The organism is Burkholderia sp. Nafp2/4-1b (assembly GCF_003635165.1).
Taxonomy (GTDB): Bacteria; Pseudomonadota; Gammaproteobacteria; order Burkholderiales; family Burkholderiaceae; genus Burkholderia.
Genome location: NZ_ML058599.1, coordinates 62,974 through 78,008, shown reverse-complemented (window position 1 = coordinate 78,008; position 15,035 = coordinate 62,974). Strand labels below are relative to the sequence as shown.

At 66.6% G+C, this 15,035-nt stretch carries 14 protein-coding genes; 2 read left to right on the top strand and 12 right to left on the bottom strand.

The features are described from left to right. Positions 1-9: 9 nt before the first annotated feature. The 5 genes from C7H84_RS06855 to C7H84_RS06835 all read right to left on the bottom strand — a co-directional run bounded on the left by C7H84_RS06855 (position 10) and on the right by C7H84_RS06835 (position 5,132). Positions 10-576 (bottom strand): hypothetical protein, encoded by a 567-nt coding sequence (locus tag C7H84_RS06855; protein WP_121858091.1) that lies wholly within the window; start codon positions 574-576, stop codon positions 10-12. A 101-nt stretch (positions 577-677) separates the two neighbouring features. Then, positions 678-1,058 (bottom strand): hypothetical protein, encoded by a 381-nt coding sequence (locus tag C7H84_RS06850; RefSeq protein WP_121858090.1) that lies wholly within the window; start codon positions 1,056-1,058, stop codon positions 678-680. 467 nt (positions 1,059-1,525) lie between these two features. Further along, positions 1,526-2,116 carry a methyltransferase domain-containing protein gene (locus C7H84_RS06845; protein WP_121858089.1) on the bottom strand — a complete coding sequence of 197 codons (591 nt, stop codon included), beginning with the start codon at positions 2,114-2,116 and terminating at the stop codon, positions 1,526-1,528. Positions 2,117-2,619: 503 nt separating this feature from the next. After that, positions 2,620-4,341 (bottom strand): ubiquinone-dependent pyruvate dehydrogenase, encoded by a 1,722-nt coding sequence (poxB, locus tag C7H84_RS06840; protein WP_121858088.1) that lies wholly within the window; start codon positions 4,339-4,341, stop codon positions 2,620-2,622. Positions 4,342-4,604: 263 nt separating this feature from the next. After that, the gene (locus C7H84_RS06835; protein ID WP_121858087.1) at positions 4,605-5,132 is read right to left on the bottom strand and encodes an Lrp/AsnC family transcriptional regulator; all 528 of its coding nucleotides are present in this window, start codon (positions 5,130-5,132) and stop codon (positions 4,605-4,607) included. A 165-nt stretch (positions 5,133-5,297) separates the two neighbouring features. Here C7H84_RS06835 and mdeB point away from each other — a divergent pair, with 165 nt between their 5' ends. Beyond that, positions 5,298-8,027 (top strand): alpha-ketoglutarate dehydrogenase, encoded by a 2,730-nt coding sequence (gene mdeB / locus C7H84_RS06830; protein ID WP_121858086.1) that lies wholly within the window; start codon positions 5,298-5,300, stop codon positions 8,025-8,027. A 171-nt stretch (positions 8,028-8,198) separates the two neighbouring features. Here the strand turns inward: mdeB and C7H84_RS06825 are convergent, their stop codons facing one another. Further along, on the bottom strand, positions 8,199-8,699 hold the full coding sequence (locus tag C7H84_RS06825) for an Lrp/AsnC ligand binding domain-containing protein (protein ID WP_121858085.1): 501 nt from the start codon (positions 8,697-8,699) through the stop codon (positions 8,199-8,201). A 191-nt stretch (positions 8,700-8,890) separates the two neighbouring features. Between C7H84_RS06825 and C7H84_RS06820 the strand changes: the two genes are divergently transcribed. Next, entirely contained in the window at positions 8,891-9,907 is a 1,017-nt protein-coding gene (locus C7H84_RS06820) for a 1-aminocyclopropane-1-carboxylate deaminase (RefSeq protein WP_121858084.1), read from the top strand. A 70-nt stretch (positions 9,908-9,977) separates the two neighbouring features. Here C7H84_RS06820 and C7H84_RS06815 read toward each other — a convergent pair whose 3' ends face one another. The 6 genes from C7H84_RS06815 to C7H84_RS06790 are packed head-to-tail and all read right to left on the bottom strand — an operon-like array spanning position 9,978 to position 15,026. Then, on the bottom strand, positions 9,978-10,163 hold the full coding sequence (locus tag C7H84_RS06815; protein WP_121858083.1) for a hypothetical protein: 186 nt from the start codon (positions 10,161-10,163) through the stop codon (positions 9,978-9,980). Further along, entirely contained in the window at positions 10,160-10,735 is a 576-nt protein-coding gene (locus C7H84_RS06810; RefSeq protein WP_121858082.1) for a heparin lyase I family protein, read from the bottom strand. Before C7H84_RS06810 ends, C7H84_RS06815 begins: the two co-directional genes overlap by 4 nt. Then, positions 10,725-11,450 carry a WecB/TagA/CpsF family glycosyltransferase gene (locus tag C7H84_RS06805; protein WP_276208393.1) on the bottom strand — a complete coding sequence of 242 codons (726 nt, stop codon included), beginning with the start codon at positions 11,448-11,450 and terminating at the stop codon, positions 10,725-10,727. Before C7H84_RS06805 ends, C7H84_RS06810 begins: the two co-directional genes overlap by 11 nt. 56 nt (positions 11,451-11,506) lie before the next feature. Continuing rightward, complete coding sequence (locus tag C7H84_RS06800) at positions 11,507-12,499, bottom strand: glycosyltransferase (protein WP_121858080.1); 993 nt, start codon at positions 12,497-12,499, stop codon at positions 11,507-11,509. After that, the gene (locus C7H84_RS06795) at positions 12,496-13,746 is read right to left on the bottom strand and encodes a hypothetical protein (RefSeq protein ID WP_121858079.1); all 1,251 of its coding nucleotides are present in this window, start codon (positions 13,744-13,746) and stop codon (positions 12,496-12,498) included. Before C7H84_RS06795 ends, C7H84_RS06800 begins: the two co-directional genes overlap by 4 nt. Beyond that, entirely contained in the window at positions 13,743-15,026 is a 1,284-nt protein-coding gene (locus C7H84_RS06790) for a hypothetical protein (RefSeq protein WP_121858078.1), read from the bottom strand. Before C7H84_RS06790 ends, C7H84_RS06795 begins: the two co-directional genes overlap by 4 nt. Positions 15,027-15,035: the final 9 nt, after the last annotated feature.

The window sequence follows — 15,035 nt, the reverse complement described above, 5'->3', positions numbered from 1 at the left end:
CGTGCGTCCTCACGAACCGCCGGGGCGCGGCTGGCCGGCCGCAAACAAGGCCGCGTTGACGATGCCCGCCACCGTGTCGACGAGCGCTTCGAGCGTATCGGCGTGCACGTGCCGTCCGGCGGGCGGAATGCATTCGTTGCGTCGGGCGCCCCACTGCGACCCGGCCGTCACCGACAGCGTCGCGCCGAACCGGTTGCCGTGCCGTCGGCCGAAGATGCCGACGCGCTGCTCGCCCATATACGCCTGCTCGGGAAGCGACAGCCGGATCTCGACCGTGACCTGATCGGGATCGCCGGCGCGCGCGTTCGCGTCGACCGACGGCTCGAATACCTTCGCGATGCGCAGCGTCACGTGCGAATCCCATGCGGCCAGCGGGCCGCCGGCCGCGTCGACGCGCTCGAGGTCGACCGACCACTGATGGCGGTCCGGCAGCCGGATCGCCTGGCGCAGCAGCACGTCCGCCGCGCGAACCGTCACCAGCAACTGCCGGGCGAGCTGCGGGCCCGACGGCAGCGTCACCACGCGCAGCCGACGGCTGACCTGGCGCGCGGTGTGTACTTCTTCCGTGAGATACATGGGTCCTCCTTGTCGAAGACCAGCGCCGCGTACGACGCAGCGCACAAACGACTACCGCAACCGGCCGACGGACAGCCCGGCGATCGGTAAAAAAACGGCAGCTAGTCGTAGGAGCAATCGGCGTGCCTCGACCGCCCGCCCGGTGTGTCGATGCGCATCCGCCGCGCGACGGGCCCGATCACCGCGTCGGCCTGCTGCGCGATCAGCATGTGCAGCGTGAAGTCGAGATCCTCCGGCGCGATGTCGAATTGCACATGGATCACGTCGCGCACGACGCGCGCGCTGCCCACATACACGCCGAGCGGCGAATGGAGGAGCGCCGCGAGCCTGGCGCGGGCGAGCGCGTCGGTGTCGGCCGTCAGCGTGACGGGCAACTGCAGGCGCGGGTGCTCCGGGGGAAACGGGATGCCTGGATGGCGGGCGCCGGCGCGCAGTTGGCGGCCGGCAACGTCGAATTGGGGGACGGGACGGATGAAAGTCATGGCACGGACGGCGAGCGCCCCGCTGTTGGAGACATTCGCAGCTTAGAAGGGGCCGGATAAAGACCGTGCAAAAAAACCGGAATGCGGTGCAAAAAACGCCATGCGGGAGGGTTCGCGCCACCGCGCGACGGGCGCACGGCCGCCCCGGCAACGGTGACAGAACATTCGCCCTTGCGCCACCGCTACGCCGTGTTCCGCCTCGATGCCCGGTGTCCGGCGTCCGGCGCCGCGCGCGTCGATGCACGGCGACGGCAAGCTCGTGTTCTCGTTGCGTATTGGCGTATCGGGTGTTGTCGGCCGGATCGAGCGCGGCCATCGCGCGCGACTGCGACTACGCAACGCCGCTCGACCGCTTCATCCGCCGGGTCGGGCCGCGGCCTGCGGCATGCGTGCCGAACGCGGCAACCTGAGCCGCGTCCGGCAGCATCTGCAGGGTCGATGAAAGGAAATGCAACGCCCCGCGACGATCACGCCGCCTGTTCGATGACGGCCCGGCACATGGTGACGATGCGCGCGGGCGGAATATTTGCCCACACGATCCGGCTCGCGTCGGCAACAAATGCGGGATCGCCGAGCGGATGACGATCGGGCGGTCGCAAATCGTAAGTGAACTGGATCATCACGCCGCCGAGCGCCAGCACGCGCTGGCACTGATCGACGATCGCCGTCACGGCCTCGCGCGGCAGCGTGCGCAGCGGCAGGCACGACACGATCGCGTCGACTCGCGCATCGGGCGGCAGCAGCCGCTCGAGCTGCCGCGCGTCGCCCGACACGATGGAAATACCGGGAAAGCGCCGTCGCAGATGCCGCACGAACGCCGGCGACCGCTCGACCACGACCAGCCGCCGCGGTGCGACGCCCCGCTCGAGCAACGCGGCGGTGATCGCGCCGGTGCCGCCGCCGAGCTCGACGACGAGCCCTTCACCGTCCGGCACGGCATCGGCCATCGAACGCGCGAGATGCCGCGAACTCGGGCACAACGCCCCCACCGCGGCCGGGCGGCCGACCCACTCGCGCACGAACAGTGCCGAGACACGCAATGCGTTCGGCCAGGTCATCGGCCGTCCTTGCGCGAGCGCGGGTTCGGCTTCGACGTGCCGATGACTTCAGGGAACCGGACTACGGCGACACGGGGTTCTATCACGTGCATCCTCCTGGGCAAATCGGTCTGCCGCGCAAGCGCGGCGATCAATCGATTCTAGGAAACGCAATCTTAAGGCGACGTGAAGATTGTCCCTGATTGCGTAGCCGCCGCCGATCTGGCGGCCCGGCAGCCCGTTCAACGGTCGACGCGCTGCTGAAGCTGCGCGGGATAGCGCTGACGATATTGCGGAAGTCGCTCGCATCGAAGGTCGTGTTCGCGTCGATCGCCCCCCGTCAGGAAGCCGTTGCCGAGCGAGCTGAACGGCACGAAGCCCGATGCCGAGCGCCTCAAACGTCGGCAGAATCCGCGCCTCGGATTCGCGCCACCACCGCCACCCGGCGGCCCCGGATCCCGCCCGCGCTACATGCGTACCGCCCGATGCGGCCGCGGGCCCATCGCCCACGCCGCCCGGCAACGTCACCGCAAGTTGGTCCTCGCCAGCTCGACGATCTCGTCGCCGCGCCCGCTCAGGATCGCGCGCAGCATGAACAGGCTGAAGCCCTTCGCATGCGCGATCTCGATCTTCGGCGGCATCGCGAGTTCGTACTTCGACGTGACGACGTCGACGACTGCCGGCCCGTCGTGCGCGAACGCGGTGCGCAGCGCATGCTCGACGTTCTCCGAATGCTCGACGCGCACGCTGAAAATCCCCGCGCCCTTCGCGATCGCCGCGAAGTCGGTCGGGCTCAGGTCGACGTTCGTGTCGAGATAGCCGGCCGCCTTCAGCTCCATCGACACGAAGCCGAGCAGGCTGTTGTTGTAGACGACGATCTTGATCGGCAGCTTCAGCTGGCGTGCGCTCAGCAGGTCGCCGAGCAGCATCGACAATCCGCCGTCGCCGGACAGCGATACCACCTGCCGCCCCGGATGCGCACCCTGCGCGCCGAGCGCCTGCGGCATCGCGTTCGCCATCGAGCCGTGGTTGAACGAGCCATGCAGCTGGCGCTTGCCGTTCATCGTCAGGTAGCGCGCGGCCCACAGCGTCGGCGTGCCGACGTCGGCGGTGAAGATCGCGTCCTCCGCCGCGACTTCGTCGACGATCTTCGTCAGGTATTGCGGATGGATCGCGCGGCCCGGCGGCTCGGCCACCGCGAGATCGTCGAGCCCCTTGCGCGCGGCCGCGTAGTGCTTCAGCGCGTTCTCGAGGAAGCGCCGCTGTGTCTTGCGCGTGAGGCGCGGCAGCAGCGCGGCGATCGTTTCCTTCACGGTGCCGACGAGCCCGAGCGCAAGCGGCGCGCGGTGCCCGAGCTGCGAGCCCTTCCAGTCGATCTGCGCGACCTTCGCATTGGTCGGATAAAACGGCCGGTACGGGAAATCCGTACCGAGCATCAGCAGCGTGTCGCACGATTCCATCGCGTGATAACCGGAGCTGAAGCCGATCAGCCCCGTCATCCCGACGTCGAACGGGTTGTCCCATTCGACGAACTGCTTGCCGCGCAACGCATGCACGACCGGCGCGCCGAGCGTGTCGGCCAGCGCGACCACCTCGTCGTGCGCGCCCTGCGTGCCGCTGCCGCACAGCAGCGTGACCGCGTCCGAGCCGTTGAGCAGCGCCGCGAGCCGGTCGAGATCGGCGTCCGCCGGCAGGATCGACGGCGGCGCCGATTCGCTCCACGCAGGCGCTTCTTCCGGGCCGTCGCCGAGCGCGATGTCGCCCGGCAGCACGATCACCGCGACGCCGCGTTCCTCGATCGCGGTACGCATCGCGCGCGCGAGCACGCGCGGGAACTGCGATGCGTTGGTCACGAGTTCCGCGAAATGACTGCACTCGCGGAACAGCTCCTGCGGATGGGTTTCCTGGAAGTAGCCGAGGCCGATCTCGGTCGACGGAATGTGCGCGGCGATCGCGAGCACCGGCTGGTGATTGCGGTGGCAGTCGTACAGCCCGTTGATCAGGTGCAGGTTGCCGGGGCCGCAGCTGCCGGCACACACCGCGAGCCGCCCGGTCGACGCGGCATCCGCGCCGGCCGCGAACGCGGCGCTTTCCTCGTGCCGCGTATGCATCCAGCGAATCGTGCCGAGCTGGCTCAGGCTGAACGACAGGCCGTTCAGGCTGTCGCCCGTCACGCCCCAGATGCGCTCGATGCCCGCTGCCGCCAGCGTCTTCGCCAGGTATTCCGCCATCGTCTGTCTTGCCATGATGCCCTCGCTCGTTGATCGGTCGTCACACGATTGATCCGGCTCCGGCAGCCGCCTTCGCCGCTGACGGGACGAGCATACGCGATCGTGTCGCGCGGTGTCGCGACGGTGCAAGGCGTGATGCGCGGCGGCCCCGGACGGGGTGCGGTCCGTCCGTTTGAGTGGAGCGAGGCAATTGGCGGCGCGTTGCGGTCGCGCTCGTCGTCTGGTGTCAGGCGTCTGAAGTCCGCCACCGGACGATACGCACGCCGGCGGTTCCGCCGTCAGCCCCAGTCGGACGCCGCTTCGTCCGGATCGACGAGCGTCAGCCCGGACGCCGGCAGCGGCAGCGCGGTCTTGTAGCGCACCTGCTTCAGCGCGAAGCTCGACCGGATGTTCGACACGCCGGGAATCGTCGTCAGCCGCTCGATGATGAAGCGCTCGAGCGTACGCATGTCGGGCATCACGACACGCAACAGATAGTCGGCGTCGCCCGACATCAGGTAGCACTCCATCACCTCCGGCCGCTGCGAGATCGCTTCCTCGAAACGCTGCAGCGCATCCTCGACCTGCTTTTCGAGGCTGACCTGGATGAACACGTTGATGCGCAGCCCGAGCGGCTCGGGATCGAGCAGCGTGACCTGCTGGCGGAACAGCCCGAGCTTTTCCAGCGCGCGCACGCGGTTGAAGCACGGCGTGGCCGACAGGTTCACCGCACGCGCGAGTTCCGCGTTGGTGATGCGCGCGTTCTGCTGCAGCTGGTTCAGGATGCCGATGTCGATGCGGTCGAGCCGCCGCGGGTTTGTGCTCATGGTCGAAATATTCCGGAAGAGTGGCCACGACCAGAATATTTACACTATCCACGCAGGAAATCCCAATGAATTCAGACGCATATTTTGCGGATCGACGGGTAGCATGACCTGACTGATTTCCAACCGATTGCGCGCCGCTCCGAATGGGTGCGCGGGAGACCTGCGATGACGGACCTGTCGAACGGAATCGACGCCACGCGGCGCGCGGGCGCAGCCCACACGGACGCCGACCCTGAAGAAACCGCCGAATGGCTGGAGGCGCTCGACGCCGTCGTCGCGCACGTCGGCAAGGATCGCGCGCAATACCTGCTCGGCCGGCTCGCCGCGCATGCGCACACCCGCGGCCTCGCGGCACCGCGTGGCCCCGTCACGCCGTACGTGAACACGATCGCCGCGCATGAACAGCCGCCGTATCCGGGCGACGCCGATCTCGAGGAACGGCTGTCCGCCGCGCTGCGCTGGAACGCGCTCGCGATGGTCGTGCGCGCGAATCGCGCGTACGGCGAACTCGGCGGCCACATCGCGAGCTACGCATCGGCGTCCGACCTGTTCGAAGTCGGTTTCAATCACTTCTTCCGCGCGGCGCCGGCCGATGCCGACAATGAAAGCGGCCCGGGCGGCGATCTCGTCTACTTCCAGCCGCATTCGTCACCGGGCGTCTATGCGCGCGCGTATCTCGAAGGCTTCCTCACCGAGGATCACCTGAAGCACTACCGCCGCGAGATCGCCGGGCCCGGGCTGTGTTCGTATCCGCATCCGTGGCTGATGCCGGACTTCTGGCAGTTCCCGACCGGCTCGATGGGCATCGGCCCGATCAATGCGATCTACCAGGCGCGCTTCATGCGCTACCTGCAGCATCGCGGGCTCGCGAACACCGCCGGGCGCACCGTGTGGGGCTTCTTCGGCGACGGCGAGATGGACGAACCCGAATCGCTCGGCGCACTGTCGCTCGCCGCGCGCGACGGGCTCGACAACCTCGTGTTCGTGATCAACTGCAACCTGCAGCGGCTCGACGGCCCGGTGCGCGGCAACGGCCGCGTAATCGACGAACTGGAGGCGCTGTTCACCGGCGCCGGCTGGAACACGATCAAGGTGCTGTGGGGCTCCGACTGGGATCCGCTGTTCGCACGCGATCACGCCGGCGCACTCGCGCGCGCGTTCGCCGATACCGTCGACGGCCAGTTCCAGACCTTCTCCGCGAACGACGGCGCGTACAACCGCGCGCGCTTCTTCAGCGGCGACCCCGCGCTCGAAGCGCTCGCCGCACAGCTCACCGACGCGGAGATCGACCGCCTGCGCCGCGGCGGCCACGACGCACGCAAGCTGCACGCCGCGTATGCACGTGCGCTCGCCCATCGCGGCCAGCCGACCGTGATCCTCGCGAAGACGATGAAGGGCTACGGAATGGGCGCGGCCGGCCAGGGCCGGATGACGACCCACCAGCAGAAGAAGCTCGACGTCGACGACCTTAAAGCGTTCCGCGATCGCTTCCGGCTGCCGCTGTCGGATCACGACGTCGAGCAGCTCACGTTCTACAAACCACCCGAAGACAGCCCCGAGATGCGTTACCTGCATGCTCGCCGGGCTGCCCTGGGCGGCTATCTGCCCAGAAGGCGGATGGCGGCGTCGCGAGGATTGACCGTCCCGCCGACGCCGGCCTGGGGTGCGTTCGCGCTGGAGGCGGCGGGCCGCGAGATGTCGACGACGATGGCGCTCGTGCGGATGCTCGCCGCGTTGCTGAAGGATCCCGAACTCGGCCCGCGCGTCGTGCCAATCGTCGCCGACGAGGCCCGCACGTTCGGGATGGCGAGCCTGTTCCGGCAGGTCGGCATCTACTCGCCGCTCGGACAGCGCTACGAGCCCGAGGATCTCGGCTCGATGCTGTACTACCGCGAGGACACGCGCGGCCAGATTCTCGAGGAAGGGATTTCCGAAGCCGGCGCGGTGTCGTCGTGGATCGCCGCGGCGACCGCCTACAGCGTGCACGACCTGCCGATGCTGCCGTTCTACATCTACTACTCGATGTTCGGCTTCCAGCGGATCGGCGACCTGATCTGGGCGGCCGCCGACCAGCGCTCGCGCGGCTTCCTCGTCGGCGCGACGTCGGGCCGCACGACGCTCGGCGGCGAAGGGCTGCAGCATCAGGACGGCAGCAGCCATCTCGCGGCGTCCGCGATTCCGAACTGCCGCGCGTACGATCCGGCGTTCGCGTACGAAGTCGCCACCATCGTCGATGCCGGCATGCGCGAGATGGTCGAGCAGCAGCGCGACGTGTTCTATTACGTGACCGTGATGAACGAGAACTACGCGCAGCCGTCGATGCCCGACGACGATCCGGCTGCACGGCGCGACGGCATCCTGAAGGGCATGCATCGGCTGCCGTCCGCATCGAACGCGACCGCGCGCGTGCAGCTGTTCGGCGCGGGCGCGATTCTCGGCGAAGCGCTCGCCGCGCAGCGGATGCTGAAGGACGACTGGGGTATCGACGCGGCCGTGTGGAGCATCACGAGCTTCAGCGAACTGCAGCGCGACGGGATGGAAGCGGAGCGTCGGTCGCGGCTCGGTGACGAATCGGCAGCGTCGTATGTCACGCGGATGCTCGACGGAACACACGGCCCGGTGGTTGCCGCGACCGACTATGTGCGCGCGGTGCCGGAGTTGATCCGTGCGTACGTGCCGCGCCGCTACGTGACGCTCGGCACCGACGGGTTCGGGCGCAGCGATACGCGCGACGCGCTGCGCGCATTCTTCGAGGTCGATCGTGCGAGCATCGTGCTCGCCGCGCTGAAGGCGCTCGCGGATGACGGCGAACTCGACGCGGCGGTCGTGCACGCGGCGCGCGAACGGCTCGGCAAGGCGGAGCGGCAGCCTGGCGCGGCGCCGTGGCAACGGTGAGCGTGGGCTAGTCGTTTTCAGCGCGGAGCGCGGCCCTTCGCGGCGGCGCGCTCCGCTTCCGCACCGCTTCTTTCGCGCTTCATTAGCGCTTCCCTCCCGCTCTTCCCCCCTTCATTGCCGTTGCCCGCATGCCGCCCACGCAGCATGCGCGGTCAACCGCGTCACCGTGCGCTACACCGGCAGCGCATGCGTCGACAGAATCTCCTTCAGCACCATGAACGAGCGCACCTGCCGCACACCGGGCAGGTACAGCAATTGTTCGGCATGCAGGCGATTGAAGCTCTCGTTGTCGCGCGTGCGGACCAGCATGAAGTAATCGAATTCGCCGGTCACCACGTGGCATTCCACGCATCCCGATACTTTCTGCGCGGCCTTCTCGAATTCGGCGAATCCCTCGGGGGTCGAACGATCGAGCACGAAGCCGATCACGACCAGCATCCCGGCACCGAGCGGCTTCGGGTCGAGCAACGCGACGATGCCGCGGATCAATCCCATTTCCTTAAGCCGCTCGACGCGCCGCAGACACGCCGGCGCACTCAGCTTCACCTTCGCGGCAAGGCTCACGTTCGAAATCGATGCGTCCTGCTGCAATTGCCGCAGGATCGCGCGATCGATGCGATCGAGCACCGGCGCGGCGTCGGCCGGCTGCGTGCTGCGGCGATCTAATTTCATTGCGCCTCCAATCACTTTTACGAATCGAAATTATTCAAAATCTCATCATCACATCGATAACGTAGGTCCCCGTTATTTATTTCGCAAGCTCATTTCGCGCGGTCATCCCTATCATTTTTACATCGGGACACGGCTCGACGGCCGCTCCCGAACGATTCGAATTCCCGTCCACCGTCATCCGGAGCCTGTCGATGAACCTGCAACGTTTCCCCCGTTATCCGCTCACGTTCGGCCCGACGCCGATCCAGCCGCTCAAGCGCCTGAGCGCGCATCTCGGCGGCAAGGTCGAGCTGTATGCGAAGCGCGAGGACTGCAACAGCGGCCTCGCATTCGGCGGCAACAAGACGCGCAAGCTCGAATACCTGATCCCCGATGCGCTCGCACAGGGCGCCGACACGCTCGTGTCGATCGGCGGCGTGCAGTCGAACCAGACCCGCCAGGTCGCCGCCGTCGCCGCGCATCTCGGAATGAAGTGCGTGCTCGTGCAGGAGCACTGGGTCAACTACGAGGATCCGGTGTACGACCGCGTCGGCAATATCCAGCTGTCGCGGATGATGGGCGCCGACGTGCGGCTCGTTTCCGACGGCTTCGACATCGGCATTCGCCGCAGTTGGGAAGACGCGATGGAAAGCGTGCGCCAGGCGGGCGGCAAGCCGTATCCGATTCCGGCCGGCTGTTCCGAGCATCCGCTCGGCGGGCTCGGCTTCGTCGGCTTCGCGGAGGAAGTGCGCGAGCAGGAAGCGCAGCTCGGTTTCAAGTTCGATTACGTCGTGGTCTGCTCGGTGACGGGCAGCACGCAGGCGGGGATGGTCGTCGGCTTCGCGGCCGACGGACGCGCGGATCGCGTGATCGGCATCGACGCGTCGGCGACGCCCGAGCGCACGCACGAGCAGGTCACGCGGATCGCACGGCACACGGCCGAGCTGGTCGGCCTGGGGCGCGACATCGAAGAGAAGGACGTGGTGCTCGACACGCGCTATGCCGGGCCGGAGTACGGGCTGCCGAACGACGGCACGCTGGAGGCGATTCGTCTGTGTGCGCGGCTGGAAGGGATGCTGACCGATCCCGTCTATGAAGGGAAATCGATGCACGGGATGATCGACAAGGTGCGGCGCGGGGAATTCGAGCCGGGGTCGAAGGTGCTGTATGCGCATCTCGGCGGGGTGCCGGCGTTGAGCGCGTATAGCGGGATTTTCCGGGAAGGTTGATGCGGGATGGCAGGCGGCCGGCGACGCGTGCGTGAACGCGGCGTCGGCTCGCTGGCGAGCGGGCGGGCGGCTATCGCAATTCCTTCATCTCGATGTCGCCGTAATACATCGTCCGCTCGGCCGCATCGGACGCGCGCGTCTTCCACCACCATTTGTAGAGACCGAGCTTGAAATACGCGTGGCGATCATTTGGAAACGCGTTGGGTACACCCGCGGCATGCACCACACGTTCGTCGTTCCGAAACACTTCGGTCAACGCGTGAATGCCGCGATCGTCTGGCCGATACCGCAGCACCCACCGGACCGGTTTTCCGCGGTCCGCCGCCGGGTCGCCGAACGCGAACGACGGCTCGGCGCGCCCGGTGCACCACGCACGTCGACCTCATATTTCCCGTCGTTCAGCAGCAACGCGAATGGTGGCGACCCGTCGTTGCCGCCCTGATGCAACTGCGCGATGAGTTCCGGTTGTCGAGCATCAAACCGGTAGTCGGCGGGAATCACCGTCGACCAGCGCACTTCGTAGTCGCGTCCGTTGACGAAGCGAAACACGGGGAAGAAGCTGATCTCCGAACGCGGGGTTCCGCTCGCCACGCCGCCAAAGTTCTGCGAGCGCTGCATCGTCACCTTCAGCAGCGTGCCGGGAACACGCGGCAGTTCGCCGATCGTGATGTTCTGCGGCGCCGGTTCCTGCAGACGGAGCCGCGGGTCGATGCCGCTCGCCCAATCCGACCGATAGAAATGCGATGCCTCCGGCAAGCCACGTTGCGGGCCCGCGTGGCACCCGACAACGACGAGCACGCATGCCGCCAGCACGGCGTTACCGCGCATCGACCGCACCCTTGCGCCGCAACACGCGCGACACGTAAGCGCCCGTCAGCATCATCAGGAACCGGATGTTGGTCGACAGGTAGCGCTTCCACATCCGTCCCGGCTCCTGGATCACCCGGAACGCCCATTCCAGGCCGCTGCGCTGCATCCACAGCGGCGCCCGCTTCACCTTTCCGGCCACCACGTCGAACGTCCCGCCGACGCCCATCACGAAATCGACGCCCAACTGCGACTTCCATCGATTGATGAACTTTTCCTTGTGCGGCGACGTGATTGCGACGAACAGCAATCGCGCGCCCGAGCGGCGAATGTCGTCCACGACCGCCTGTTCGTCGTCCCAGAAATAGCCGTGGTGATATCCGGCGATCGGCAGCCGCGGATAGCGCTCCGCCGCCACCGCGGCAACCCGCTCGACCACTTCCTGTGTCGCGCCCAGCAGGTACACCGGCAGACCTTTCGTTTCGGCCAGTGCCAGCAGACGCTCGAACAGATCCACGCCGGCGACGCGCTCCGGAACCGGAATGCCGAGCAACCGCGCGCCCCACACCACCCCCATGCCGTCGACGTTGACGATGTCGCATTCGCGGATCGACGCGGCGAGCTGCGCATCGCGCTGAAGATTGACGATCTTCGCGACGTTGACGGCAGCATGTTGCGTGAACTGACGTTTATCGACTCTCGTGCCAATCCAGGCCACCGTATCGTTCATCGTCATCAGATGAATCGAGCACGAAAATAACTCGGTGCGGTTCATTACATTCCTTTATCTCATTATTGGTTATCCGAAGCATTCCGGACAAATCGAGATCGTCGGTGAATCGATGCATACAGCGCCATGAGTCGCGCCGACACATCGGAGGAGAAATACCCGAGCGACTCGAGCTTCTCGCGCCCGTTGGATCGCACGCCCGCGTTCAACACGTCGGCAAGCTCGTTCGTGAGGCGGCCGGTATCGTGGTCGAACACCACCATGCCCGGCGACACGCCGTCGAGCAGCTGGCGCACGTTGCCCACGTCGACCGACACGACCGGCAGGTCGAGCGCCATCGCCTCCTTGACCGATTGCGGCGATCCCTCCCGGGTCGACGTCATCAGCAGGCACGCGGCGCGTGCGAGCAGGTCACGCACTTCGTCGCGGTCGAGACCGTCGATATGCCGCTCCTGCACCTCGATGCCGTGCTGTTCCGAAAGCTGCCGCAATACCTGCGAAAACAGCGGATAGTTCTTCTCCGGACGCTTCGGCGACGATGGAAAGACGACGATCGGCACGGCGGCGGCCGGGCGTGCGTCGTCGCGACGCGCGACGAAGACCGCTTCGTCGACGCCGCACGGAATCGTCGCGACGCGACCGCACAGCCGAAACAGGTGCGACGAGATTTCCGCACTCACGCCGATACAGGCATGTGCGAAGCAGGCCATCGATTTCGACACCGCCCGCATCCATCTCGGGCCGAGAATGTCCGTTCCGTGGAACGTGATGACGACCCTGGCATTCGTGAACAATCGAACCAGCGGCGCCGAGCACGCGCTCAGGCCGAAGTGGTAATGCACGACGTCGTACCGGCCCGCTCGGGCCGCCTTCCACACCTGACCGATCGATCGCAGGTACTCCGCCTTGTCGCGATACCCTTCGATGACCAGCACGTCGACCGTGCAATTGCCGGAACGCCGCAGCGCGTCGACCTGCTCGGTCACGAATACGCCTTGCCACGGGTTCGCGCGGTTGCTGTCGAGATACATGTTGGTGACGACGAGAATTTTCATGAGCGTCCTTGCGCCGCGCCGCCGCGATCCGCGGAAGCGGCACCCGGCCGCCCCCACGAGAACGCATACATGACCAGCAGCGCGGAAAATACGTAAGACGGCGACACAAACGCCATCGAAAAGATGTTGTCGAAGCAGAACGCGCCGACGATGTACAGCCACACGGTCGGCTTGCGCCGCCCCTGCCCGTAAGCAAGCACGAACGCAAGCCAGGCGATCGCGCCGAACACGCCCATCTCGACGAACAGATGCGGGTAGAACGTGTCGGTGGTCTTCAACAGGCCGCCGAGCCCGTACCAGTCGAAGCGATAGAGCTGATACAGCGGCGAAGCGAATTTCACCGAAGCCGGTCCGCCGAAGCTGCCCAGGCCTTCGCCGAGCAGATTGCCGTTGCCGATCGACTCGAACATCACGCGATAGGACTCCGCGCGCGCCGAGTTGCCCGCGACGACGTAGAACAGGATCTTCGCCATGCCCACCTTCAGCAATGAATCGAGGACGCCCGTCGCCGCAAGTACCAGCATCCCGCCCGCGATGCCGGCGGCGGCCAGCCACGCGCGCACGTCCCGAACATTCCCGACGAACGGATACACGGCCAGTACCGCGAACAGCTTGAACGAGAATCCGAGCAAGCCGAAGAGCAGGAAGCCCCAGGACGCAAGCGCGGCGCGACGACTGGACCAGTACCGGCGGCACAGCAGGAACGCGCAGAAGTTGATGAAGCTGAATTCGGAAAAGAACCCCATCCAGCCCTGCGCGCGCAGGAACAATCCGGAGTCGATCCGCACCGGCATGAGCAGCGGCAACCCCGTCGCATACGACACGTAGAAATACAGCTGGAACAGATCGTTGCTCACGACCACGCCGATGAAAGTCTTGAGCAGTACGTCGAGCCGGTCGCGATACGGGAAGATCGCCACCGTGATCGCCACCGGAAAAAGGAAGCGGACGAGTTCCTCGATGCCTGCGTCCGCGTTGAACGACAGCAGCATCCCGATGCAGAGCGACACGGCGACGGGAAGCGCGACGCCGGCCAGCCGATGAAAACGCGGGCGCAGAAGGATCGCGGCGAACACCAGGCCGAACGCGCCCATCTTGACGGTCTGCGAGCGCGGGTCGTCGAGCGTGAGCAGCGTGTCGCTCACGCAGAAGACGACATACGCGAGCGCCAGCAGGCCGGCGCCCGCGTCCGCGACCCGTGAACGGACGCACGGCGCAATCGCCGGCGCTCGAATCGCCGCGCTCATGAGCGCGCTCCGGATGCTGCGGAACCCGCCGCCGGATCGACTGCATTCGCCGCCGCAAGCGATGCCGCATACGCCGCGCACACGCGCCTCGCCTGCATCACGACGATCCCGTTGCGGATCAGCGTGACGACGAGCGCGGACGCCAGCAAGCAGAAGAACCCGGCTTCACCGCCAATCGCGACGCTGCCGCCGAACAGCGCGACGAACAGCGTCGACGTGCCGATGTTGATGCGCGCCGTGACGGCACTCTTCTCGAACGCCATCATCACGTTGCTGCCGACGACACCGAGCACGCCGGCCCCGCACTGGATCGCCAGCAGCACGCCGCCCGCAAGCACCAAGTGTGCGCCGCCTTCGTGGCCGTAGCGGTAGGTCAGTCCCGCGACGACGACGAGGTTCGCAACGAGCACGACCAGATTCGACAGGCCGATGTCGCGGCGCATCGCGCTCAGCGTCGCATCGAGCCGGACCTTGTCCTTCTTCCGCCGCACGAGATCGGGCAGTTGCGCGATCGAAATGGCGCGCGGCAGCAGATTGCCGATCGCGATCACCGACGAGAACAGCGACAGCGTCCCCGCAAACGCCGCGCCGCACATCGCCTTCGCCGCCGGCACGGTCACGAGCGCGATGCCGCCGGACAGGAAATTGGTCAGCCCGAACTGCAGCCCCTTCACGTCGATGCGCATCGACAGCGCACGTCGCTCCGGCTTGCCGATCGCGACGAACATCGTGGCCGCCACCGCGATCAGCACGATGGCCAGGCACAGCGACGCGGAATAGCCTCGACGCGTGCCGATCCAGAGCAGCGCGCAGGAACCGGCGATCAGCACGCAGTCGAATGCGATCGTGATCCGGTAGCGGCGATACGACACGAAGAAGTGCCGCGCGAGCTGATATACGGTCCAGCCCCACATCAGCGCGACCACACCGCCGAGATCGAATGCGGCGAGACGGGTGGCGGACACCAGCACGCACGCCAGCGTGGCGACCACGGCAGTCCATCCCGCCATCGACACCAGCGAATAGAACTCGGCACACGCCGCGCGTTTCCCGTCGCTCGCCGGCACGCGCACCAGGATCAGCGTCGCCCAGCCGATGGCCGTAAAAAAGCCGATCATCTGCGCGATCGACAGGTTGGACGCCGCATGCCCGAGTTCGTCCAGCGAATAGAGCCGCTGAATGACCCAGAACGTCAGCACGCGATAAAGGCCCGGCGCCCCCGTGCAGACGAGCGCCTCGAGACGACCCAGCAGCTTCCTGACATCGACGTTCCGCATCATGGCTTTCGC